Raw genomic sequence first — 22,302 nt, 5'->3', positions numbered from 1 at the left:
CAGCACAAAAAAGTTGGCTTTAACCCGCCTTGCGCAACGCCTCGATCAACTCCTGCTTGCGCATCCCCGATCTTCCCGGAATGCCTTTGGCCCGGGCTTCCTTCCTCAAGCTATCGACCGTCTGGGTCTCTCTGGAGGCCGTGCTCCCACGTGAGTGCCCCTCACGAGTGGCCACCGCCCGACGTGCCGATTCCTTGCGATCTGCCGATTTTGCACTGTCCGGTTTCTTGCGTCCCGAACCGCCGGCCCGCTCGCCGCCGCCGGACTGTTTGTTGACTGTCGCCCAGGCGCGGGCCTCGGCTTCGTCCTTTGAGACGCCTTTGCTTTCGTAACTTTCTTCGATGTGTTGCGCCTTGCGCTTTTGCTCGGCGGTGTATTTGGTTTTGCTTCCACGAGGCATGGGATTTCTCCTGGCTTCATTATTGGCTCAAATTGCTTTCCTCGTCCTCGGTGGTGCTTGAGCCGAGGCCACCACTGCCGGGCGTTTTTTTGTCCGGCAGGTTCGTCCCGCTCTGACGTCCCGCGTCATTGCCTTGAACCCGAGGGTCGGTGCCGGTGGCGGGAGGGAGGTTATGGTCGATCGTCGTGCCATCGGTGTTCATGCCAGGGGCACTCTGGATGGCGGGGGCCCTGGGTTTTTCCACCGGATTGGTCGGGCCGGTGCTCGAGCCGATGGTCCCGGCGAAGGAGGCTGCGGACAAAAGCGCAGTGAGAACGAGGGCGATCAACCTGGACAGGGTCATGGCGGTGTCTCCAACGAGTAGAGTCCTTACCTGATTAGTCCGCCCTCGAACTGGATGGGTGCATTGTCAACGACGAACGGCTCAGGCCTGCTCCAGTGCCCTGACCGCTGTGGCCCTACGCCAGATCAACCGGCCCAGGGTGATCAGCCAGTTGAGCGAGGCAACCGCCAGCACCGTGAGTAACAGCGTGGGCATGCCTTGCTCGACGATGATTTTCCCGGCCAGCAGCGGAAAGCCGAACACGCCGATGAAGTACGACAGGCTGAACAGCAGCAAGGATTGTGCGGTGGTGCCGTTCGGCGCTTCATTGGCGGCCAGGCCGTTGATCACCGAGTAGGTCAGGCCGTAACCGATCCCAAGCATCACCGCCGCGAGCACGTAGCTGAAGCTGCTGTCGACGACAAAACCGAACATCACGATCGATGCCAGCATCAACCCCGAAAGCACGCACGACGCACGGAATGGATCGCGCTTGACCACGAAACCGGCAACCAGCATGCGGCCGCTGATCGCCGCGCTCATGAAACCGAGGAAGAACAGCGAATAGTCGAGTGAGTGCGCCGCTGCGTAACTGGTTTGAAAGCTCGACAGACCACCGAACACACAACCGCCGAGGCCAACCATGATGATCGGGAATACGGCCCTGGAGGACAGCACCTGAACCGCTGCGCGCCAGGAGATCCGCGACACGCTGCCAGATTGCGCGGGCGCCGGTTTCAGTTGTCGATCCAGGCGCCAGAACAGCAATACGCCGATCAGGCTGGCCAGTGCCGCCAGGTAAAACGCCGCGGTCACCGGGTAGCCGAGCGCACTCGCCGCGCGGCCGAGCAACGGGCCGCTGCCGATCCCGGTCATCATGCTGCCTGACAGCAGGGCGAAGTATTTGGCGCGCTGTGCGGGTGTTACCAGGCTTGCAACGATGATTGGCCCCAGGGTGTAGAACACGCCCCAGCCCAGGCCCAGCAGTAGCCCGAAAAACAGCAGCAGGTGACCGAAGCCCGGGCTCAGGGCGAAGCCCAGGCTGGCCGCCACCAGCAACACACCGAACAGCGCCACCGATCGAGCGGCGCCGAGCAGGTCGGACAAATGACCGGAAACAATCACCGCCGCAAAGGTGCTGAGCATCGCCGCCGAAATCACACTCCCGGCGTCGTGTTCGTTACCGCCGCGCGAACCAATCAGCAATGAGAGCAAAAACGTCGAACCGTAGGACAACGACAACAGGTAACTGGTGAGGCAAAACAGGCCGAACAGCTTGCTTGAAACTGGAGGTGTTGCGGTAGACATGACGCGGTTCCTTGACCGGCTAGATGAGCCGCGCAGGTATCTAACCATGCAGTGCCAAAATGTTAGGTCCGAGGTTATCGATTCCAGGGTTAGTGGCGGCCGGAGTAAAGCTTCCAGACACTTTGCGGCGGATCAGCTTTTGTGGCGAGGGAGCCCCTCGCCACAAGTACCGCGCCGACTTAGTATGGCGTTTTCCACTTTTGACAAGGCACGTCCATGACGATCGAAATCCGCCCGGCGACCCCCAGTGACGCACCGCAAATCCTCGCGTTCATCACTGAACTGGCCGACTACGAACGTGCCCGCCATGAAGTCATCGCCAGCGTTGCCGATATCGAACGCAGCCTGTTCAGCGAAGGCGCCACCGCCCATGGCCTGATCTGCCTGCGCGACGGTGCACCCATCGGTTTCGCGGTGTTTTTCTTCAGCTATTCCACCTGGCTTGGCAGCAACTGCCTGTACCTCGAAGACCTCTACATCACCCCGGAACAGCGCGGCGGCGGTGCGGGCAAGACCCTGCTGCGGCACCTGGCGAAAATCGCCTGCGCCAATGATTGCGGGCGGTTTGAGTGGAGCGTGCTGGAGTGGAATACGCCGGCCATCGACTTCTACAAATCCCTGGGCGCGCAGCCGCAGGAGGAGTGGGTGCGCTATCGGATGGATGGGGCGGTGTTGCGGGATTTTGCTTCGGGTAACTGAAACTTCTTAAAAGATCGCAGTCTTCGGGCTGCGATTTTTTTGCCTAATATCATAATATGGGATTGATATTTATATATTGAGATTTATCCCGTCTCAGGTTTATAGTCCCGCTCACTCACTGCCAAAAACCAAAACAGGTGAAGCGATGCAGGCGCAATTGATCGCGCTCGACTGGGGGACAACCTCATTACGTGCTTACAAACTGGCTGAAGGCGGCCAAGTGCTCGAACAGCGTTCGCTGTCGTCGGGGATCATGCAGCTGCCGAAAGCGCCGCGAATCATTGGCGGCCGGGAATGCGCCGATGGTTTCGAACTGGCCTTCGATGAGGCTTGCGGCAACTGGCTCGACGTCCAGCCGGACTTGCCGGTGATTGCCTGCGGCATGGTTGGCAGTGCCCAGGGCTGGAGCGAAGCGGCCTACCGCGACACGCCGGCGAACGTCGCCACGCTCGGTACTTCCTTGCAAACCGTGCGCAGCCTGCGCGGCGTTGATGTACACATCGTGCCCGGCGTCATTGAGCGTTCGCCTTTGCCGAACGTGATGCGCGGCGAAGAAACCCAGGTGCTCGGCGTGCTGCAATACCTTGCGAGCGAGGCGGGCGCTGATCTGCTGATCGGCCTGCCGGGCAGCCATTCGAAATGGGTGGAAGTGGCCGACGGCTGCATCATGCACTTCGACACTTTCATGACCGGCGAAGTCTTCGCTGTGCTCAGTCAACACAGCATTCTCGGACGCACCCAACAATGTGGCGGGTCTTTCGATGGCGATGCGTTTGATCGCGGCGTGAAGGTCGCGTTGTCGGCGGACGGTGAAATCGGTCCGCTGTCGACGATGTTCAGTGCCCGCAGTCTCGGGCTGGCTGGTGAACTAAGCGCTGCGGCGCAAGCGGATTATCTGTCAGGCCTGCTGATAGGCCATGAACTGTCGGCCCTGGCCAGCGTTCAGCGGCGCCGGCGCAACAGTGTGCATCTGCCTTCGATCATCCTCATCGGCAACACCCAACTCTGTGCCCGCTACAGCCGTGCGCTCCACGCCTGCGGTTTTGCCCGGGTGATCCTGGCCGAACAGGCCACCGAACGCGGATTGTGGCAACTGGCACTGGCTGCCGGCCTGGTCACGTGCACCGCATCCCGTTAAACCTGACTGGAGTCCTGACATGCTCAAACAAGCCCTGGCGCAAAACGGCCTGATCGCGATCCTGCGTGGCCTGCGCCCGCAGGAAGCAGCGGCCATCGGCGAAGTCCTGTACACCGCCGGATTTCGCGTCATCGAAGTGCCGCTCAATTCCCCTGAGCCGTACGAAAGTATCCGCATCCTGCGCAGTACCTTGCCCGCCGATTGCCTGATCGGTGCCGGCACGGTGTTGACGCCGGAGCAGGTCGAGCAAGTGAAAGCCGCGGGTGGCCAGGTGATCGTCATGCCCCATAGCGATCCGAAGGTCTTGCGCGCGGCGAAAGCGGCGGGCCTGTACCTGTCGCCGGGTGTCGCCACGCCGACCGAAGCCTTCGCGGCACTGGCTGAAGGCGCGGATGTGCTGAAGCTGTTCCCGGCCGAGCAGATGGGCCCGGCAGTCGTCAAGGCCTGGCTCGCCGTATTGCCTGCCGGAACCCTTCTGGCGCCGGTCGGCGGGATCACGCCAGACAACATGCAGTCGTTCATCGATGCCGGCGTCAAAGGTTTCGGCCTCGGTTCCGGCCTGTTCAAACCGGGCATGACGCCTGCGCAAGTGGCGGCCAATGCCAAGGCCTACGTCGTTGCCTGGAAAGCCCTTCGCTAAGACTTCTTTGAGCGCCGAGCGCGCTGCATCTAATAAGAGAGCCAAAAGATGAAAATCACCAAACTGACCACCTTCATCGTTCCGCCGCGCTGGTGCTTCCTCAAGGTCGAAACCGACGAGGGCGTGACCGGTTGGGGCGAGCCCGTGGTCGAAGGCCGCGCCCACACCGTTGCCGCTGCCGTTGAAGAATTGTCCGACTACCTGATCGGCAAGGACCCACGCAACATCGAAGACATCTGGACTGTGCTCTATCGCGGCGGCTTCTACCGTGGCGGCGCGATCCACATGAGCGCCCTGGCCGGTATCGACCAGGCCTTGTGGGACATCAAGGGCAAGGCGCTGGGTGTGTCGGTCAGCGACCTGCTGGGCGGTCAGGTGCGGGACAAGATTCGTGTGTATTCGTGGATCGGCGGCGACCGTCCGGCGGACACCGCGCGTGCGGCGAAAGAAGCGGTCGAGCGTGGTTTCACCGCGGTAAAAATGAACGGCACCGAAGAACTGCAATTCCTCGATACCTTCGACAAGGTCGACCAGGCCCTGGCCAACGTCGCCGCCGTGCGCGATGCCGTCGGCCCGAACGTCGGCATTGGTGTCGACTTCCATGGCCGGGTGCACAAGCCCATGGCCAAGGTGCTGATGAAGGAGCTTGCCCCGTACAAGCTGATGTTCATCGAAGAGCCGGTGCTGAGCGAAAACTACGAAGCGCTTAAAGAGCTGGCGCCGCTCACCAGTACGCCGATTGCCTTGGGCGAGCGCCTGTTCTCGCGCTGGGATTTCAAGCGCGTGCTCAGCGAAGGTTATGTCGACATCATCCAGCCAGATGCGTCCCACGCCGGCGGCATTACCGAAACCCGCAAGATCGCCAACATGGCCGAAGCCTACGACGTGGCGCTGGCGCTGCATTGCCCGCTGGGTCCGATTGCCCTGGCGGCTTGCCTGCAACTGGACGCGGTTTGCTACAACGCGTTCATCCAGGAACAGAGCCTGGGCATCCACTACAACGAGAGCAATGACCTGCTCGACTACATCAAAGATCCACGGGTGTTCGACTACGACAAAGGCTTCGTGAAAATCCCGAACGGCCCGGGCCTGGGCATCGAGATCAACGAGGAGTACGTGATCGAACGCGCCGCCATCGGCCACCGCTGGCGCAACCCGATCTGGCGCCATGCCGATGGCAGTTTTGCCGAGTGGTGAGTGCCTGACACACCACTGAACCCCTGTGGGAGCGAGCTTGCTCGCGATAGCGATTTCACAGCCAACATTGATGCTGACTGACACTCCGCCATCGCGAGCAAGCTCGCTCCCACAGTTTGATCTCCATGCACAGTGAGATCTGCGTTAACCCTGTTTTCGACCTCAATAACCATAAGAAGAGGCACCCCTCATGCAACCGCAAACCCTCACCGGGCAGGCGTCGTTGGTGACGCCCAGCCGCAAGCGTTTTTTCATCATGGTGCTGTTGTTCATCACCGTGGTGATCAACTACCTGGACCGCAGCAACCTGTCGATTGCCGCCCCGGCATTGACCAGCGACCTGGGCATCGACCCGATCCACGTCGGCCTGATCTTCTCCGCGTTCGGCTGGACCTACGCCGCCATGCAAATCCCCGGCGGCTGGCTGGTGGACCGCGTGCCGCCACGGATTCTGTACAGCGTCGCCTTGCTGCTGTGGTCGGTGGCCACCGTGATGCTCGGCTTCGTCAGCAGCTTCATCGCGCTGTTCGTGTTGCGCATGGCGGTCGGTGCGCTGGAAGCACCGGCGTATCCGATCAACAGCCGCGTGGTCACCACCTGGTTCCCCGAGCGCGAGCGCGCCACGGCCATCGGTTTCTACACCTCCGGGCAGTTCGTCGGCCTGGCCTTCCTGACGCCGGTGCTGGCCTGGCTGCAGCACGAATTCGGCTGGCACATGGTGTTCGTCACCACCGGCGCGGTGGGCATTGTGTGGGCGGTGATCTGGTACGCGGTGTATCGCGAACCACGGGATTTCAAAGGTGCCAATGACGCAGAGATTGATCTGATTCGCGAGGGCGGTGGGCTGGTGGACATCCAGGCCGAACAAGCCAAGGTCAAAGCCAAATTCAGCTGGACCGACCTGGGCATCGTCCTGACCAAACGCAAGCTCTGGGGTATCTACCTCGGGCAGTTCTGCCTCAACTCGACGCTGTGGTTCTTTCTCACCTGGTTCCCGACGTACCTGGTGAAGTACCGCGGCATGGACTTCATCAAGTCCGGCCTGTTGGCGTCGCTGCCGTTTCTCGCGGCCTTTGTCGGCGTACTGTGTTCCGGTTTCTTCTCGGACTTTTTGATCCGTCGCGGGTACACGGTAGGCTTCGCCCGCAAGTTGCCGATCATCAGCGGTCTGCTGATTTCCACCTCGATCATCGGCGCCAACTTTGTCGAGTCGACGCCGCTAGTGATTGCCTTCCTCGCGCTGGCATTCTTCGGCAATGGCCTGGCTTCGATCACCTGGTCGCTGGTGTCGACCTTGGCTCCGGCGCGCTTGCTCGGGCTGACCGGCGGGGTGTTCAACTTCATCGGCAACCTGTCGGCGATTGCCACGCCTATCGTGATCGGCTTCCTCGCGACGGGTGATTCTTTTGCCCCGGCGATCACCTACATTTCGGTGCTGGCGTTGATCGGTGCACTTTCCTACATCTTGCTGGTGGGCAAGGTCGAGCGTATCAAGTTGTAGTCGTGGCGTCCGGGCGACCATAATGCCGCCCGTTCACTCGCTCAACGGTAAAGGCTGGATATGCAGGAAGACGCCCCAAAAATCGCCAAGGATGCCGCGCCGACCGGCACCCAGACCCTGCTTCGCGGGTTGGGTGTGGTTCATGCCGTGGCCAGCGGCGCCCGCGATCTCAAGGAAATCGCCCGGCTGATCGGCACCACGCGCAGCACCACCCATCGCCTGGCCAGTTGCCTGGTGGACGAGCGTTATCTGCGGGTGGTGCCACAAATCGGTTATCTGCTGGGGCCGAAGCTGATCGAACTGGGCTTTCAGGCCCGTGAAGAGTTGCCATTGGTGACCCTGGCCGGGCCGTATCTGGATGAGTTGTCGGCGTTGACCGGCGACACCATTCACCTGGCGATTCGTGAAGGCGACGAAGTGCTGTACCTGCACAAGAATCCGGGGCGCAATGGCCCGGAAATGCGTTCGCGGGTCGGCCATCGCATGCCGTTGGCGCGCACCGGGATCGGCAAGGCGCTGATGCTCGATGATTCGCCGCAAGAGTGGCAGCGCCTGTACGAAGTCAGCCTGCCGGTGGGTGGGAAAAACCAGTTCTGGCCGCAGCACCCTGAGCAGTCCTGGGAGCAGTTCGAGCAGCGCATGGCCGAGTACGTGGCCGGCGGCTACGCCTTCGACCTGGAAGACAACGAACCGTCGATCCGCTGCGTGGCGGCGCCGATTCGCGATGCCAGCAAGCGCATCGTCGCCGGCATCAGCATCGCCAGTACCGTGCCGTACATGCCGCTGGAAAAAATGGCCGAGCTGATTCCCCTGATCAAAGGGGTCACGGCCCGGCTGTCGGCGGAGCTGGGCCTCAAGGTTTAAACCTTGAGGGTCGCCATGTCGATGACGAAGCGGTACTTCACGTCACCGGCGATCATGCGGGCGTAAGCCTCGTTGATCTGGCGGATGTCGAGCATTTCGATGTCGCAGGTGATGTTGTGCTCGGCGCAGAAATCCAGCACTTCCTGGGTTTCGGTGATGCCGCCGATCAGCGAGCCGGCGAGCACACGACGCCCCAACACCAGTTTGGCGGCATGTACCGGCGGCTCCACCGGTTCGATCAACCCCACCAGAATATGCACGCCGTCGAATCGCAGCGTATCGAGGTAAGGGTTGAGGTCGTGCTGCACCGGAATGGTGTCGAGCAGGAAGTCGAAGTGACCGGCGGCAGCCTGCATCTGCGCGTCATCGGTGGACACGATCACATGGTCCGCGCCCTGGCGGCGAGCTTCTTCGGCCTTGCTTGCCGAACGGGTGAACAGCGTCACTTCAGCGCCCATGGCCTTGGCGAACTTGATGCCCATGTGGCCCAGGCCACCCATGCCGAGAATTCCGACCTTGTCACCGGCCTTCACGCCGTAGTGCTTGAGCGGCGAGTAGGTGGTGATGCCGGCGCACAGGATTGGCGCGGCGTTGGCCGGGTCCAGTGACTCGGGAATGCGCACCACGAAGTGCTCGCTGACCACGATGCTGTCGGAGTAGCCACCCATGGTGTTGCTGCCATCGATCCGGTCCGGGGTGGCGTAGGTCAAGGTTGGGCCTTCGAGGCAGTATTGCTCCAGGTTGGCCTGGCAGGCTTCGCAGCTGCGGCACGAGTCGACCATGCAGCCAACACCGACCAAGTCGCCGACTTTGTGTTGGGTGACATTCGCACCGACGGCAGTAACTTTGCCTACGATTTCGTGGCCGGGCATCAGCGGGTAAACGGCAATGCCCCACTCGTTGCGAGCCTGATGGATGTCGGAATGGCAGACGCCGCAGTAGAGAATCTCGATGGCAACGTCGTCAGGCCTTGGGCTGCGACGTTCGAATTTCACGGGGGCGAGGGGAGTGGTGGCCGACTGGGCGGCGTATCCGATGGCGGTGTACATGGTGAACCTCGCAAGAGCGGTGACGGGTGAGGTGGCGCATTCTGGGCGCCGAACCCTGTACCGGCCATGGCGATTCCTCCGGGTGTCATGCCTATTCCTCCGGCATGCGGGTGTGAGCCGTCGCATTGGCCAGCGGATCTGCGATGATGCTTTTGTCCCTTTTTCCGTGATTTTTTTGTGAAGAGCTCCGATGTTGCTGACCCGTCACCTTGATGCCAATGCCACCCTGGTTTCGCTGATCGAACCGCTGTCCACTCGCGACGGTTTTGTCCCGACTGCCTTGCCGGGCGTGCAGGTTCTGCGGGCCAGTTGCGATGTGGCCCGTGGGCCGCAGATCTATGAGCCGAGCCTGGTGATCATCGCCCAGGGCAGCAAACTGGCGTACCTGGGGCCGCGCACCCTGGAATATGGCGCAGGGCACTACCTGATTCAGGCGCTGCCGGTGCCGTTCGAGTGTGAAACCTTTGCCGCGCCGGACGGGCCGATGCTGGGTGTTTCCGTCGCGATTGACCGGGTGATGCTGGGCGAACTGGTGTTGGCGATGGGCCTGGCGCCAGGGCGGCATATTCCGGCGCAAACGCCTGAGTCCATGACCTCGGCAGTGCTCGATGACGCCATGCGCGGTTGTGTTGAGCGGCTGCTGCGTTGCCTGCACGATCCGCTGGAATGCCAGATCATGGGGCAAGCGCGCTTGCGCGAATTGCTGTTCGTCGCATTGCGTGGTCCGCAAGCCGATGTGTTGCGGGCGCTGGTTGAGCAGCAGGGGCAATTCGCCCGGATCGCGGCATCCCTCAGTCATCTGCATGCGCATTTTGCCGAACCGCTGAACGTCGAGACCCTGGCCAGTTGCGCGAACATGAGTGCGTCGACCTTTCACGAGCATTTCAAGCGCAGCACCTTGTTGTCGCCGGTGCAGTATCTGAAGCGATTGCGTCTGCTCAGAGCGCAGCAGTTGTTGCTGGGCGAGGGATTGGGTGTGGCGCAGGTGGCGCATCGGGTAGGGTATCAGAGCACGTCGCAGTTCAGTCGCGAGTACAAGCGGTACTTCGAGCGTAATCCGGGAGACGAACGCGCAGCCTGATCCACCGAAAATCCCCTGTGGGGGCGGCGGTGCGGCGATCCGACTTGCTCGCGAAAGCGGTGTGTCAGTCAATATAAATGGTGAAGGATCAACCGTATTCGCGAGCAAGCCCGCTCCCACAGGGGACGGTGTTGTGGCTTGAATCGCAGGCAACAAAAAGGCCCCCGTTTCGGGAGCCTTGATGTTCAGCGGTTCGGCTTACATGTTCGGGTAAGTCGGGCCGCCAGAGCCTTCAGGCGTCACCCAGGTGATGTTCTGTGCAGGGTCCTTGATGTCGCAGGTCTTGCAGTGAACGCAGTTCTGGGCGTTGATCTGGAAGCGTCTCTCGCCATCTTCCATGGTGATCACTTCATACACGCCAGCCGGGCAGTAACGTTGTGCCGGCTCATCGTACAGCGGCAGGTTCTTGCTGATCGGGATGCTTGGATCGGTCAGCTTCAGGTGACACGGCTGTTCTTCTTCGTGGTTGGTACCGGAGATGAACACCGAGCTGAGTTTGTCGAAGCTGAGCTTGCCGTCCGGTTTCGGGTAGTCGATCTTCTTGCAGTCGGCCGCGAGCTTGAGGCAAGCGTAATCCGGCTTGGTGTCGTGCAAGGTGAACGGCAGTTTGCCGCCGAAGATGTTCTGGTCGAGCCAGTTGAAACCGCCACCGACGATGGCGCCGAACTTGTGGATCGCCGGGCCGAAGTTGCGGCTGGCGAACAGTTCTTCGTAGAGCCAGCTCTTCTTGAACGCGTCGACGTAGGTGGTCAGCTCTTCGGTGCCATCCTTCTCGGCGAACAGGGCTTCAGCCACGGATTCAGCGGCGAGCATGCCGGACTTCATCGCGGTGTGGCTGCCTTTGATCTTGGCGAAGTTCAGGGTGCCGAGGTCGCAACCGATCAGCGCGCCACCCTTGAACACCATTTTCGGCAGCGAGTTCAGGCCGCCCTTGCTGATGGCACGTGCGCCGTAGCTGATGCGCTTGCCGCCTTCCAGGTACTGAGCAAGCACCGGGTGATGCTTGAGGCGCTGGAACTCGTCGAACGGCGACAGGTAGGTGTTGCTGTAGGACAGGTCGACGATCAGGCCAACCACGACCTGGTTGTTTTCCAGGTGATAGAGGAACGAGCCGCCGGTGTTCTCGGTTCCCATGATGTCCATCGGCCAACCGGCGGTGTGCACCACCAGGCCAGGCTGGTGCTTGGCCGGGTCGACTTCCCAGATTTCTTTCAGGCCGATGCCGTAGTGCTGGGCATCAGCGTCAGTGTCCAGGTTGAAACGCTTGATCAGCTGCTTGCCGATGTGGCCACGGCAACCTTCGGCGAACAGCGTGTACTTGCCACGCAGTTCCATGCCCGGGGTGTACAGGCCTTCCTTCGGGTTGCCTTCGCGGTCGACGCCGAGGTCACCGGTGATGATCCCGCGAACTACGCCGTTTTCGTCGATCAGCGCTTCCTGAGCGGCGAAGCCCGGGTAGATTTCCACGCCCAGGTTCTCGGCCTGCTGGGCCAGCCAGCGGCACAGGTTGCCCAGGGAGATGATGTAGTTGCCTTCGTTGTGCATGGTCTTGGGCACAAAGAAGTCTGGAATTTTCTGCGCGCTTTCAGCGTTCTTGAGCACGAAGATATCGTCGCGGGTCACCGGCGTGTTCAGCGGCGCGCCGAGTTCTTTCCAGTTCGGGAACAGTTCGTTCAGAGCCCGAGGTTCGAATACGGCACCGGACAGAATGTGAGCACCGACTTCGGAGCCTTTTTCGACCACGCAGACGCTGATTTCCTTACCGGCTTCGGCGGCCTTCTGCTTCAAGCGGCAGGCGGCGGAAAGACCAGCGGGGCCGGCACCGACGATGACCACGTCGAATTCCATGTATTCGCGTTCCACAGGTTATCTCCTACTCAAGGCTCAACAGTTTTTTTTCTAATTTGGAAGTCGGGTGTCGCATCCATGAATCCCGGAACAGCGCCGGGAGCGGACAATCGATTGACCACCTTTCTCTTTGTGTGGCGCATTATATCTACACCACTCTCAGCGTCCAATACAAACGTTTGTTTGAATTGGCTCAAAGCCAGAGAAATCAAAGTCACGCGCCTTATGAACGGCCATTTTGGCGTATTGACCGGAATAGGCGTTCCGGTCAAGATACGGGCGGTTTTGCGCTCGCCGTAGGCTGACTGTTGGTTTCAAGAGCACCTCTAAAGACAGGGCGATGGCAGTAGAGAGTGATGCGCTGCGCGGGTTTGATACGCAGTTTACACGCCGCGATGTTGAATGACTCGTCAGTCACCACTGACGAACGGTCATCCAGATCATGAGCGATGGTCACTTGACAGCTTTGCCGGCGTTTTTTGAGGTGCCCTTGCGCCCGATGAGCATCAACCGCCAGGTTCGCCTAGGCGACTTTCTTTTCACCGGAGAGTAACGAGGAATCCATGAAGGTTCTTGTAGCTGTCAAACGCGTTGTGGATTACAACGTCAAGGTTCGCGTCAAGGCGGACAATTCCGGCGTCGATCTTGCCAACGTCAAGATGTCGATGAACCCGTTCTGCGAAATCGCCGTGGAAGAAGCCGTACGCCTGAAAGAGAAGGGTGTTGCGACTGAAATCGTCGTCGTCTCCGTAGGCCCGTCCACCGCTCAAGAGCAACTGCGCACCGCGCTGGCTCTGGGTGCCGACCGCGCCATCCTCGTCGAGTCCGCCGAAGACCTGACGTCCCTGGCTGTTGCCAAACTGTTGAAAGCTGTTGTCGACAAGGAACAGCCTCAGCTGGTGATCCTTGGCAAACAGGCCATCGACAGCGACAACAACCAGACTGGCCAGATGCTTGCTGCATTGAGCGGCTACGGTCAGGGCACGTTCGCGTCCAAAGTCGAAATCAGCGGCGACAGCGTAGCTGTCACCCGTGAAGTCGACGGCGGCGCGCAGACGGTTTCCCTGAAACTGCCGGCCATCGTCACCACCGACCTGCGTTTGAACGAGCCGCGCTACGCGTCTCTGCCAAACATCATGAAAGCCAAGAAGAAGCCTCTCGAAGTGCTGACTCCGGATGCTTTGGGCGTTTCCACCGCCTCCACCAACAAGACCCTGAAAGTCGAAGCGCCGGCTGCACGCAGCGCGGGTATCAAGGTCAAGTCGGTGGCTGAACTGGTCGAGAAACTGAAAAACGAAGCGAAGGTAATCTAATCATGACTATCTTGGTAATCGCTGAACACGACGGCAAAGCAGTGGCCCCGGCCACGCTGAACACCGTGGCCGCTGCTGTTAAAATCGGCGGCGACGTGCACGTACTGGTTGCAGGTCAGGGCGTTGGCGCCGTGGCTGAAGCCGCTGCGAAAGTCGCTGGCGTGGCTAAAGTGCTGGTGGCCGACAACGCCGCCTACGCTCACCAGTTGCCGGAAAACGTTGCTCCGCTGGTAGCTGAGCTGGGCAAGGGCTACAGCCACATCCTGGCTGCCGCTACTTCCAACGGCAAAAACATCCTGCCGCGCGTTGCCGCAGCCCTGGACGTTGACCAGATCTCCGAGATCATCTCGGTAGAAAGCGCTGACACTTTCAAGCGTCCGATCTACGCCGGTAACGCCATCGCTACCGTTCAATCGAACGCTGCGGTCAAGGTGATCACCGTGCGTGCCACCGGTTTCGATCCGGTTGCCGCTGAAGGTGGCTCCGCTGCCGTTGAAGCCTTTGCTGCTGCCCACGACGCTGGCATCTCCAGCTTCGTTGGCGAAGAACTGGCCAAGTCCGATCGTCCGGAACTGACTGCTGCCAAGATCGTCGTTTCCGGCGGCCGCGGCATGCAGAACGGTGACAACTTCAAACACCTGTACGCCCTGGCCGACAAGCTGGGCGCTGCCGTCGGAGCATCGCGCGCCGCGGTCGACGCAGGTTTTGTTCCGAACGACATGCAGGTCGGTCAGACCGGCAAGATCGTTGCTCCACAGCTGTACATCGCCGTCGGTATCTCCGGCGCGATCCAGCACCTGGCCGGCATGAAAGACTCCAAAGTGATCGTTGCGATCAACAAGGACGAAGAAGCGCCGATCTTCCAGGTGGCCGATTACGGCCTGGTGGCGGACCTGTTCGAAGCCATCCCTGAGCTGGAGAAGCTGGTCTAATCCGGCTGCTTCACTTATAAAGAGCCCGGCCTTTTGGTCGGGCTTTTTTTTGCCTTTTTGTAGGAGCGAGCTTGCTCGCGATGGGTTCAAGGGCGCCGCGTTTATCCAGAATGAACACGTCATCGTTAACGACCATCGCGAGCGAGCTCGCTCCTACAGGTGTTACATCCAAGTGGAGTGAATTGCCATGGATCAGCGACTTGTGTGGAGCTTGCTGGGATTGACGTTATTGCCGGCGCTGTCTGTCGCCGCAGGCAAATGCGAACGCCTGGTGGTCACCGGCAGCCCGGATGCGCCACCGTACCTGTGGCAAGACCCGCAGAACCCCAAATACCTGATCGGTGCCAGCGCCGATTTACTGCAGCAAGTGGCGGGGGAGTTGGGGCTCAAGGTCGAACTGCTTTATGCCGGCAAACGCGCCCAGGCCCTGGACGAAGTGCGCAGCGGGCGCATGGACATGCTGGCGGACGCGACGTTGGCCGTCAGCGAGCTGGAAACCCTGGACTACATCCATCCACCCTTGCTGGAAAACGACTATCTGGTCTGGACTCGCAAGGACTCGGCGCTGGTCTACAACGAAGCGCAGGACCTGCACGGCCATCCCGGTGCTGTGTCGGAAAAGGCCCGATTGACCGCGCAATTCAGCAACTTTGCCGGACAGCAACTGAGCCTCACGCGCACGTCCAACCTGACCCAGGCCTTTCAGAAGCTGCTGTTGGGCGAGGTCGAATTTGTACTGGCAGGGCGTTACTCGGGCATGGCGACCGCACAGACACTAGGCATGGCCGCTGATCTGGTCGCGCGCTCGCAACCGGTCGACAAGCCTGGCCTGTACCTGGTGATTTCCCATGACTCTGCCTGCAACGATCCATGGTTGCGCGGACAGTTGGCCAAAAAGATGACAGAATTGCCCGCGTCCGGACTGACGGAGGCCGTGCTGATGCGCAATATCGAGCGATGGAAAGCACAACGCTCACAACCACAGCCAAGCCCCCCGCAACAACCCGTCAGTACCCCAAAACAGTAAGGATTTTCAGTGAGTATTCGACCTCTTTTCGCTGCCGTGGCCTTTGTCGCCCTGGCGGGTTGTGCAACCGATCCTGCGCCGAATGAACAGATTCGCCTGACCGAACAGGCACTCGAACAGGCCAAGGCCGTGGGCGCTACGGCAGACGATGTGCCGGAAATGAAACTGGCCGAAGACAAGTTCAACCGCGCCAAGGGCAACATGACCGATCAATCCTTCAAAAACGCACGCATGCGGGCCGAACAGGCCGAACTCGATGCGCGTCTGGCTGAAGCCAAGGTGTTGACGGCCAAGAGCGAGGAACAGTTGAACGTGCTCAACACCCGCATTGCCCGCCTGCGCAAGCAACTGGGAGATGCCGAATGAGCCTCAAGAGCAAAGCCCTCGGCGGTTTGATCCTGGCAGGCTGCGCGAGCCTCTTTGGCTGCGCCAGCCAGCACAGCGAGTCCGCGTTGCAGCAGGCCGGTGCTGACTTTCAGAAGGTCAAGGAAGACTCCAATGTGCTGCGAATCGCCCCCAAGGACGTGATTCGCGCCGGTGAGTCCCTGGCCCGTGCCGATCGCCTGTCCAGCTATTGGGGCAGCGGTTCGGACGTGGTGCATTACGCTTACCTGAGCCAGCGCTATAGCGCCATTGCCCGGGAACATACCAATCAGGTGCTCAACGAAGAGCAAGCGGCGAAACTCGAACTGGAACGGCAGCGTCTGCAACTGGCACTGCGTGAATCCAAACTGTTCAGCGTGCAGCAGCAAGGCAAATGGCTCGAGGAGCAGATCCTCGCATTGACCACCAGCCAGACCGACCGCGGGTTGGTGATGACCTTGGGCGACATGCTGTTCGACACGGGCGAAGCGGAATTGAAGCCGTCGGCCAACCGCGTGGTGTTGAAGATCGTGCAGTTCCTGCAACTCAACCCCAAGCGTGTGGTGCGGATCGAAGGTTATACGGACAGTACCGGGGGCAAGCAGGAAAACCTCAAGCTGTCCCGCGACCGCGCACAATCGGTGGCTGACGTGCTGATGGACCTGGGTATCGACGACAAGCGCATTCAGGTCGAGGGTTATGGCGACGAGTATCCGGTGGACGCGAATGCGTCGGAACGGGGCCGGGCGCAGAATCGTCGGGTGGAAATTGTGTTTTCCGACGAAAAGGGCCAGCTCGGCGCTGCCCGCTAAGGGTTGCGTCGCTGGAAAGCCCGGCCTGCCATGCAGCGCCGGGTTTTTTATGCCTGCCGATTACCGCACAAAACAGTACAGATTTTGCTGACACTGCACTGTACGGTCGACTATTGTGGCAACTGTCCCCGTACACTTCTAAACTGTTCCGGTATTGTTTCACACAAGAATAAAATGCCCGTGAAATCGAGTGCTGCGTCATGACCAACCTTTTGCTCTATCAACGTATTGCTCAACAACTGGCCGAAGACATCCGCCGTGGGGTCTATCAGCCGGGAGAGCGCGTGCCTTCGGTACGCAAGATGAGCTCGCAGCTCAATGTCAGCCATGCGACGGTGTTGCAGGCGTATGCCAATCTCGAGGATCAGGGGCTGATCCGCGCCCGGCCGCAGTCGGGTTACTACGTGCACCAGACACCGGCACTCACTGCACCGACGCCGGACATCGCCCGGGTCGAGCGCCCCGGCCTGGTTACCCGCAGCAGCATCATTCAGCAAGTTCTGGTCGAGTCCCGTCGTGAAGGTGTCTTCCCGCTGGGCGCTGCGGTGCCGAGTGTCGACTATTTGCCGGTGCGGGCACTGCATCAGCAATTGGCCAAAGTCACCCGTTTCCATAGCCCGCGGGCCTTCAGCTACATGTTCAGCCCCGGTTTCGAGCCGTTGCGCCGACAGGTGGCGATCCGCATGCGTGATGCCGGCGTGGTGGTCGATCCGTCGGAAGTGGTGATCACCCACGGTTGCGTCGATGCGCTGCAGATGTCCTTGCGTGTGCTGACCCGTCCGGGCGATCTGATCGCGGCCGAGTCGCCGACCTATTACGGCTTGCTGCAACTGGCCGATCTGCTGGGCCTGAAGGTCATCGAGATCCCCAGCGATCCTGCTACCGGCATGAGCCTGGAAGCCCTGCAACTGGCGGCCAACCAATGGTCGATCAAGGCGTTGGTGCTGACCACCCGACTGAGCAATCCATTGGGCGGCACCATGCCGGAGGAGCGGCAGAAACAATTGCTGCGCCTGGCGTCGGACTTCGACATCCAGGTTGTCGAAGACGATATCTACGGTGAGCTGATGTTCGAGCAGGGGCGCACCAAGTCCCTCAAGGCCTACGATCGGCTGGATCGGGTGATCTATTGTTCGAGCTTCTCCAAGACCCTGTCGCCTGGCGTGCGGATCGGCTGGATGATTGCCGGCAAGTACCAGCAGGAAATCCAGCGCCTGCAGACCTTCAGCACGCATTCCGCGTGCAGCGTGACCCAGATGGGCATTGCCGCGTACCTGGAAAATGGCGGGTACGACCGGCATTTGCGCTTTATCCGTCAGGAGTACCGGAAAAACCTCAGTGCCTTCCAGCTGGCCGTTCAGCAGTATTTCCCGGAAGGCACGCAGATGACCCGGCCTACCGGTGGCTTCATTCTGTGGGTCAGTCTGCCGGGGCGGGTCAACACCCAAGAGTTGCACGTGCGGGCGTTGCAGCAGGGCATCAGTATTGCGCCGGGACTGATCTTCAGTAATACCGAGCAATTCAATCACTGTATCCGGCTCAACTGCGGCATCCCGTGGAACCGTGAAGCCGAGCGCGCTTTGATGACCCTGGGCATGCTGGCCACCCAACTCTGCCAGGAGATGGCTAGCGGTTTGTAACAGGCTGCTGCTGCGCTTGTCATGTGGGCTGCAACAGGCGAGCATATGCATCTCTGCCGTTTGCACCCACCGTGGGATACATGAAACCGACTTTTCCTGCCGCCTGGCTTTTGCTCTGCCTGATTGCGAGTATTCAGCCGGCATCCGTCATGGCGGCTACCGAGCAGGATCAGACTACCGGCAGTTTCCAAGTCGCACCGATAGAAACCGCACCTGCGAAAAAAGCCTCGGCGACCAGTAAGCAGGCTGCGTCCGTGAAAAAGCGTGCGCCCATTGCCTCCAAATCGAAACCGGCCAGCGAGGTGGTAAAGACTGAGCTTCCATCTGCCAATCTGGACTTGAGTTTGCCCCGGGACATGGTTCAGGAGCTGAAGCCTGTCGGTACGGTGCCGTTGACCAGGCGTGAACCGTTGTTACCCCAGATGTTCGGTGACAAAAGCGGCAGCAGTCCGTTCCAGCTCAACGGCCGCCTGCTCAGCAATGAAATGCAGCTGCAACTGCGAAATGAAGAGCGCCACGAGGTCGAAGGCGCGGCACTGGATTTCGAGTTCAAACAGTAATCTCATCCCGATCCGCGAGCCGCAGACCAGACGCTTTGTCGGAGACTGGTCGGTCATGCTCGGTCGAGCTGAAAAACCCGCTCGCAGGTAATTTAAAACAACTGTTTTAGCGGGTACTCTGTGCCCCGTCCTTTAACACACTGCTCGTCGCGAGGAGCTTGTCGTCATGAAATGCCGTGAGGGCTGTGGCGCTTGTTGCATTGCCCCTTCCATCAGTTCACCGATTCCCGGTATGCCCAACGGCAAGGCCGCGGGCCAGCGTTGCCTGCAACTTTCCTCCGATAACCTGTGCAGTATTTTCGGCCAGCCAGAACGGCCGGCGGTGTGTTCTGCCTTCGAGGCCGACCCCGAGGTGTGCGGAAGCAGCAGCGAAGAAGCCATCCGGTTGATTGGCTGGTGGGAGCAAATGACGGCGGCGTGATGTGTGGGCTTGCACCTCCGATCACCTCCGAAAAACCTGAAGGTGATCGGAGGTGCAAGCCCAACGAATGGAACTTCAACAATAAGGAATAAGACTATGGGTTCGCTGCATCGTATGGCTGTACTGTGTGGTTTGACGGTTGCGCTGGTTACCTCGACGGCCCAGGCCGAAGACTGGAAAGTCAAAAAAGACGAAGACGGCATCAAGATCTCCCTGAGTGAAGTGGCCGGCTCCGACTACAAGGCCTACCAGGGCGTCACGCTGATGAAAACCACCATGGCCAAGCTGCGTGCGTTGCAGGAAGACGTGCCCGGAGCCTGCGCCTGGATTCACGAATGCAAAACCCAGAAGCTGCTCAAGCACGAAGGTGACCAGAGCTGGACCTACACTCAGTTCAACACCCCGTGGCCGGTTACTCCGCGAGATTCGGTGTTGCACATCACCACCCTCGAAGGGGCTGATGGCAGCCTGACCCGCAAGCTCGAAGGCGTACCGAAATACGTTCCTGAAGAAAAAGGCTTCGTCCGGGTCGCCAAGGTCGACGGTTTCTGGAAGTTCGTACCCAAGGGCGACCAGATCGAAGTGACCTATCAGGTGCACACCGAACCGGGCGGCAGCGTGCCGTCGATGGTGGCCAACAAGTTCGTGGTGGATGCCCCGTTCAATACCTTGAAAGCCCTCAAGGAACGCGCCGAGAAGTAACTGTTTCGCTCTTTTGAGGTGACTTCGTAACGCCCCGATTCGATCGGGGCGTTTGCGTTTTTGACCGGTGCGCAGGCTTTAATTTGTTTCAGGATATGCGTTGCACGAAATTTTCACCCACTCTCCAAGACAATTCGCCGGCTCTCCCGTAAGGCGCTGCGTATTGCTGAATGCAGGATGAAACAGTCGGGATGAGGGTAGTTATCAATGGCAATGCTGCCGTTGATCGTGCAACATTTGCGCACCGCGCAAACCCCCAGGCCTTGTACGGGCCGAAAAGAGGGCAAGGCGCAGCTGTATTTTTGAAACTTCAACTTCCAATGGGTCCTAAAACGACATGGCAATCCCGGACGCCCTGAGTCAGCAGCGAGCTTCTAGTCGCCTGCTGCAACCGACCGTCAAATCGCATCTGGCCTACACGCTGTTGTGTGCCCTGGTCATGATGGTCATGTTCAGCCTGCTGCGCGTCGCGCTGCTGGCTTACAACAGCTCGATGATCCTCGATACACCGGCCTCGACCTTCCTCGAAGCATTCGCCAACGGTCTGCGTTTCGACCTGCGCCTGGTGGTCTATCTCAGTATTCCGTTGCTGCTGGCCTTGTTCAGTGCCCGGGCCATGGCCGCACGCGGGCTGTTCCGTCTCTGGCTGACGATCGTCTCCAGCATTGCGCTGTTCCTGGGCCTGATGGAGATGGACTTCTATCGTGAGTTCCACCAGCGCCTGAACGGCCTGGTCTTCCAGTACGTCAAGGAAGACCCGAAAACCGTGGCCAGCATGCTCTGGTATGGTTTTCCGGTGGTCCGCTATCTGCTGGCGTGGGCCGTGGGTACCGTGATCCTGAGCATGGCATTCAAGGGCGCCGACCGTGCGACCCGCCCTCGTGGCCCGTTCAGTGGCGGCAGCATCGGCACACGCAAGGTAGCGCCGTGGTATGCACGCATTGGCGTGTTCGTGGTTTGCCTGCTGATCTGCGTCGTCGCGGCCCGTGGCACCTTGCGTCAAGGCCCGCCGATGCGCTGGGGTGATGTCTACACCACAGACTCCAACTTCGCCAACCAGTTGGGTCTCAACGGTACGCTTTCTCTGGTCGCCGCCGCCAAGAGCCGGATGTCCGAAGATCGCGACAATATCTGGAAAGCCACGCTGCCACAGCCACAAGCCCAACAAGTCGTGCGCGACGTGCTGGTGATGGCGGATGACAAACTGGTGGATGGCGAGACCGCAGCGGTACGTCGCGATTACACCCCGCCAGCCGACAAGACCCTGCCGATCAAGAACGTCGTCGTGATCCTGATGGAAAGCATGGCCGGTCACTCGGTGGGTGCGCTGGGTGGGCCGGGCAACATCACGCCGTACCTCGACAAACTGTCGAAGGAAGGCTTGCTGTTCGACCGCTTCTTCTCCAACGGCACCCATACCCACCAGGGCATGTTCGCCACCATGGCCTGCTTCCCGAACCTGCCGGGTTTCGAATACCTGATGCAGACCCCGGAAGGCAGCCACAAGCTTTCCGGTTTGCCGCAGTTGCTCAGCGCCCGTGAGTTCGACGATGTGTATGTCTACAACGGCGATTTCGCCTGGGACAACCAGTCGGGTTTCTTCAGCAACCAGGGCATGACCAACTTCATCGGCCGTAACGATTTCGTGAATCCGGTGTTTTCTGATCCGACCTGGGGCGTGTCCGACCAGGACATGTTCGACCGTGGCCTGGTCGAGCTCAAGGCACGGGAAAACGGCAAGCCGTTCTATGCCTTGCTGCAAACCCTGTCCAACCACACGCCTTACGCCTTGCCGACGCCATTGCCGGTCGAGCGCGTGACCGATCGTGGCAACCTGAACGAACACCTGACCGCTATGCGTTACTCGGACTGGGCACTGGGCCAGTTCTTTGAAAAGGCCCGCAAGGAGCCGTACTTCAAGGAAACCCTGTTTGTCATCGTCGGTGACCACGGTTTTGGTAACGAACAGCAGATCACCGAAATGGACCTGGGCCGCTTCAACGTGCCGATGCTGATGATCGCGCCGGGCATCCAGGAAAAGTTCGGCCAGCGTGACCACACCGTGGGCACTCAGATCGACATCGTACCGACCATCATGGGCCGCATCGGTGGTGAAGTGCGTCATCAGTGCTGGGGACGCGACCTGCTCAACCTGCCGGAAGGCGACGCCGGTATTGGTGTGATCAAGCCGTCGGGCAGCGAGCAGACCACGGCCATCCTCACCGCAGACCAGATTCTGGTCCTGCCGAAGGACAAGGACATGGCGCCGAAGTTGTATCAGTATGAATTGGGTACCAAGCCTCGCGCCGAAGTCATTGCTGATGTACCGCGTACCGCCGAGTTGAAACTCAAGCTCGAAGCGTTCCTGCAAACAGCGACCAAGAGCCTGCTGGACAACACCGCTGGTGTTGTTGATGGCAAGCCGGACTAAGTTGTGACGCAATAGAAAAGAGGCCCTTCAAGGGCCTCTTTTTTTTGCCTGGCG

22 protein-coding genes are annotated in these 22,302 nt (G+C 60.1%); 17 read left to right on the top strand and 5 right to left on the bottom strand.

What is annotated here, in order from left to right:
• Nucleotides 1–19: 19 nt before the first annotated feature.
• The 3 genes from KGB28_RS16735 to KGB28_RS16725 all read right to left on the bottom strand — a co-directional run bounded on the left by KGB28_RS16735 (nt 20) and on the right by KGB28_RS16725 (nt 2,030).
• Nucleotides 20–400, bottom strand: coding sequence for a Rho termination factor N-terminal domain-containing protein (locus KGB28_RS16735; RefSeq protein ID WP_150753982.1), 381 nt, complete (start codon nt 398–400; stop codon nt 20–22).
• Between the two features lie 19 nt (nt 401–419).
• Entirely contained in the window at nt 420–743 is a 324-nt protein-coding gene (locus KGB28_RS16730; RefSeq protein WP_150753981.1) for a hypothetical protein, read from the bottom strand.
• A gap of 81 nt (nt 744–824) precedes the next feature.
• Nucleotides 825–2,030 (bottom strand): MFS transporter, encoded by a 1,206-nt coding sequence (locus KGB28_RS16725; RefSeq protein ID WP_150753980.1) that lies wholly within the window; start codon nt 2,028–2,030, stop codon nt 825–827.
• A 216-nt stretch (nt 2,031–2,246) separates the two neighbouring features.
• On the opposite strand from KGB28_RS16725, the gene KGB28_RS16720 reads away from it, so the two are divergent.
• The 6 genes from KGB28_RS16720 (at nt 2,247) to KGB28_RS16695 (ending at nt 8,069) form a co-directional block, all read left to right on the top strand.
• On the top strand, nt 2,247–2,729 hold the full coding sequence (locus KGB28_RS16720) for a GNAT family N-acetyltransferase (RefSeq protein WP_150726203.1): 483 nt from the start codon (nt 2,247–2,249) through the stop codon (nt 2,727–2,729).
• Between the two features lie 145 nt (nt 2,730–2,874).
• Nucleotides 2,875–3,867 (top strand): 2-dehydro-3-deoxygalactonokinase, encoded by a 993-nt coding sequence (locus tag KGB28_RS16715; RefSeq protein ID WP_150753979.1) that lies wholly within the window; start codon nt 2,875–2,877, stop codon nt 3,865–3,867.
• Nucleotides 3,868–3,886: 19 nt separating this feature from the next.
• Entirely contained in the window at nt 3,887–4,507 is a 621-nt protein-coding gene (locus KGB28_RS16710; RefSeq protein ID WP_150753978.1) for a 2-dehydro-3-deoxy-6-phosphogalactonate aldolase, read from the top strand.
• Between the two features lie 48 nt (nt 4,508–4,555).
• Nucleotides 4,556–5,704 carry a galactonate dehydratase gene (gene dgoD, locus KGB28_RS16705; RefSeq protein ID WP_150753977.1) on the top strand — a complete coding sequence of 383 codons (1,149 nt, stop codon included), beginning with the start codon at nt 4,556–4,558 and terminating at the stop codon, nt 5,702–5,704.
• A 190-nt stretch (nt 5,705–5,894) separates the two neighbouring features.
• Nucleotides 5,895–7,205 (top strand): MFS transporter, encoded by a 1,311-nt coding sequence (locus KGB28_RS16700; RefSeq protein WP_150753976.1) that lies wholly within the window; start codon nt 5,895–5,897, stop codon nt 7,203–7,205.
• 60 nt (nt 7,206–7,265) lie between these two features.
• The gene (locus tag KGB28_RS16695; RefSeq protein WP_150753975.1) at nt 7,266–8,069 is read left to right on the top strand and encodes an IclR family transcriptional regulator; all 804 of its coding nucleotides are present in this window, start codon (nt 7,266–7,268) and stop codon (nt 8,067–8,069) included.
• Here the strand turns inward: KGB28_RS16695 and KGB28_RS16690 are convergent.
• Entirely contained in the window at nt 8,066–9,118 is a 1,053-nt protein-coding gene (locus KGB28_RS16690; protein WP_150753974.1) for an NAD(P)-dependent alcohol dehydrogenase, read from the bottom strand. The genes KGB28_RS16695 and KGB28_RS16690 overlap by 4 nt on opposite strands.
• Before the next feature lie 190 nt (nt 9,119–9,308).
• Here KGB28_RS16690 and KGB28_RS16685 point away from each other — a divergent pair, with 190 nt between their 5' ends.
• A complete protein-coding gene (locus KGB28_RS16685) occupies nt 9,309–10,199 on the top strand; it encodes an AraC family transcriptional regulator (protein ID WP_150753973.1) in 891 nt (296 codons plus the stop codon).
• Nucleotides 10,200–10,397: 198 nt separating this feature from the next.
• On the opposite strand, the gene KGB28_RS16680 is transcribed toward KGB28_RS16685, so the two are convergent.
• On the bottom strand, nt 10,398–12,062 hold the full coding sequence (locus KGB28_RS16680) for an electron transfer flavoprotein-ubiquinone oxidoreductase (protein ID WP_150753972.1): 1,665 nt from the start codon (nt 12,060–12,062) through the stop codon (nt 10,398–10,400).
• 548 nt (nt 12,063–12,610) lie between these two features.
• Here KGB28_RS16680 and KGB28_RS16675 point away from each other — a divergent pair.
• From KGB28_RS16675 to KGB28_RS16630, 10 genes are all read left to right on the top strand, one after another.
• On the top strand, nt 12,611–13,360 hold the full coding sequence (locus KGB28_RS16675; protein WP_150753971.1) for an electron transfer flavoprotein subunit beta/FixA family protein: 750 nt from the start codon (nt 12,611–12,613) through the stop codon (nt 13,358–13,360).
• A gap of 2 nt (nt 13,361–13,362) precedes the next feature.
• The gene (locus tag KGB28_RS16670; protein WP_150753970.1) at nt 13,363–14,292 is read left to right on the top strand and encodes an electron transfer flavoprotein subunit alpha/FixB family protein; all 930 of its coding nucleotides are present in this window, start codon (nt 13,363–13,365) and stop codon (nt 14,290–14,292) included.
• 187 nt (nt 14,293–14,479) lie between these two features.
• Nucleotides 14,480–15,319: a substrate-binding periplasmic protein gene (locus KGB28_RS16665; RefSeq protein WP_150753969.1), complete on the top strand. Its 840-nt coding sequence runs from the start codon at nt 14,480–14,482 to the stop codon at nt 15,317–15,319.
• Between the two features lie 9 nt (nt 15,320–15,328).
• The gene (locus KGB28_RS16660; protein WP_150753968.1) at nt 15,329–15,685 is read left to right on the top strand and encodes a DUF4398 domain-containing protein; all 357 of its coding nucleotides are present in this window, start codon (nt 15,329–15,331) and stop codon (nt 15,683–15,685) included.
• Complete coding sequence (locus tag KGB28_RS16655; protein ID WP_057713742.1) at nt 15,682–16,494, top strand: OmpA family protein; 813 nt, start codon at nt 15,682–15,684, stop codon at nt 16,492–16,494. The genes KGB28_RS16660 and KGB28_RS16655 overlap by 4 nt, the downstream gene beginning before the upstream one ends.
• A 200-nt stretch (nt 16,495–16,694) precedes the next feature.
• Nucleotides 16,695–18,134 carry a PLP-dependent aminotransferase family protein gene (locus KGB28_RS16650; protein ID WP_150726214.1) on the top strand — a complete coding sequence of 480 codons (1,440 nt, stop codon included), beginning with the start codon at nt 16,695–16,697 and terminating at the stop codon, nt 18,132–18,134.
• Between the two features lie 80 nt (nt 18,135–18,214).
• The gene (locus KGB28_RS16645; protein ID WP_150753967.1) at nt 18,215–18,694 is read left to right on the top strand and encodes a translation initiation factor 2; all 480 of its coding nucleotides are present in this window, start codon (nt 18,215–18,217) and stop codon (nt 18,692–18,694) included.
• 166 nt (nt 18,695–18,860) lie between these two features.
• Complete coding sequence (locus KGB28_RS16640) at nt 18,861–19,115, top strand: YkgJ family cysteine cluster protein (RefSeq protein ID WP_046037440.1); 255 nt, start codon at nt 18,861–18,863, stop codon at nt 19,113–19,115.
• A 96-nt stretch (nt 19,116–19,211) separates the two neighbouring features.
• A complete protein-coding gene (locus KGB28_RS16635; RefSeq protein ID WP_150753966.1) occupies nt 19,212–19,817 on the top strand; it encodes an START domain-containing protein in 606 nt (201 codons plus the stop codon).
• A 337-nt stretch (nt 19,818–20,154) separates the two neighbouring features.
• Nucleotides 20,155–22,248: an LTA synthase family protein gene (locus KGB28_RS16630; RefSeq protein WP_150753965.1), complete on the top strand. Its 2,094-nt coding sequence runs from the start codon at nt 20,155–20,157 to the stop codon at nt 22,246–22,248.
• Nucleotides 22,249–22,302 lie beyond the last annotated feature (54 nt).

This window comes from Pseudomonas sp. BF-R-19, assembly GCF_019956445.1.
GTDB lineage: Bacteria > Pseudomonadota > Gammaproteobacteria > Pseudomonadales > Pseudomonadaceae > Aquipseudomonas > Aquipseudomonas fluorescens_BH.
This window is presented reverse-complemented; position numbering and strand designations above follow the sequence as displayed.

What these genes read in the sequence shown, in the direction of transcription:
- KGB28_RS16655 (WP_057713742.1), top strand. Translation starts at nt 15,682, where the DNA reads ATGAGCCTCAAGAGCAAAGCCCTCGGCGGTTTGATCCTGGCAGGCTGC.
- KGB28_RS16685 (WP_150753973.1), top strand. Translation starts at nt 9,309, where the DNA reads ATGTTGCTGACCCGTCACCTTGATGCCAATGCCACCCTGGTTTCGCTG.
- KGB28_RS16735 (WP_150753982.1), bottom strand. Translation starts at nt 400, where the DNA reads ATGCCTCGTGGAAGCAAAACCAAATACACCGCCGAGCAAAAGCGCAAG.
- KGB28_RS16675 (WP_150753971.1), top strand. Translation starts at nt 12,611, where the DNA reads ATGAAGGTTCTTGTAGCTGTCAAACGCGTTGTGGATTACAACGTCAAG.
- KGB28_RS16630 (WP_150753965.1), top strand. Translation starts at nt 20,155, where the DNA reads ATGGCAATCCCGGACGCCCTGAGTCAGCAGCGAGCTTCTAGTCGCCTG.
- KGB28_RS16725 (WP_150753980.1), bottom strand. Translation starts at nt 2,030, where the DNA reads ATGTCTACCGCAACACCTCCAGTTTCAAGCAAGCTGTTCGGCCTGTTT.
- KGB28_RS16650 (WP_150726214.1), top strand. Translation starts at nt 16,695, where the DNA reads ATGACCAACCTTTTGCTCTATCAACGTATTGCTCAACAACTGGCCGAA.
- KGB28_RS16635 (WP_150753966.1), top strand. Translation starts at nt 19,212, where the DNA reads ATGGGTTCGCTGCATCGTATGGCTGTACTGTGTGGTTTGACGGTTGCG.
- KGB28_RS16640 (WP_046037440.1), top strand. Translation starts at nt 18,861, where the DNA reads ATGAAATGCCGTGAGGGCTGTGGCGCTTGTTGCATTGCCCCTTCCATC.
- KGB28_RS16720 (WP_150726203.1), top strand. Translation starts at nt 2,247, where the DNA reads ATGACGATCGAAATCCGCCCGGCGACCCCCAGTGACGCACCGCAAATC.
- dgoD (WP_150753977.1), top strand. Translation starts at nt 4,556, where the DNA reads ATGAAAATCACCAAACTGACCACCTTCATCGTTCCGCCGCGCTGGTGC.
- KGB28_RS16690 (WP_150753974.1), bottom strand. Translation starts at nt 9,118, where the DNA reads ATGTACACCGCCATCGGATACGCCGCCCAGTCGGCCACCACTCCCCTC.
- KGB28_RS16645 (WP_150753967.1), top strand. Translation starts at nt 18,215, where the DNA reads ATGAAACCGACTTTTCCTGCCGCCTGGCTTTTGCTCTGCCTGATTGCG.
- KGB28_RS16710 (WP_150753978.1), top strand. Translation starts at nt 3,887, where the DNA reads ATGCTCAAACAAGCCCTGGCGCAAAACGGCCTGATCGCGATCCTGCGT.
- KGB28_RS16665 (WP_150753969.1), top strand. Translation starts at nt 14,480, where the DNA reads ATGGATCAGCGACTTGTGTGGAGCTTGCTGGGATTGACGTTATTGCCG.
- KGB28_RS16670 (WP_150753970.1), top strand. Translation starts at nt 13,363, where the DNA reads ATGACTATCTTGGTAATCGCTGAACACGACGGCAAAGCAGTGGCCCCG.
- KGB28_RS16730 (WP_150753981.1), bottom strand. Translation starts at nt 743, where the DNA reads ATGACCCTGTCCAGGTTGATCGCCCTCGTTCTCACTGCGCTTTTGTCC.
- KGB28_RS16700 (WP_150753976.1), top strand. Translation starts at nt 5,895, where the DNA reads ATGCAACCGCAAACCCTCACCGGGCAGGCGTCGTTGGTGACGCCCAGC.
- KGB28_RS16695 (WP_150753975.1), top strand. Translation starts at nt 7,266, where the DNA reads ATGCAGGAAGACGCCCCAAAAATCGCCAAGGATGCCGCGCCGACCGGC.
- KGB28_RS16715 (WP_150753979.1), top strand. Translation starts at nt 2,875, where the DNA reads ATGCAGGCGCAATTGATCGCGCTCGACTGGGGGACAACCTCATTACGT.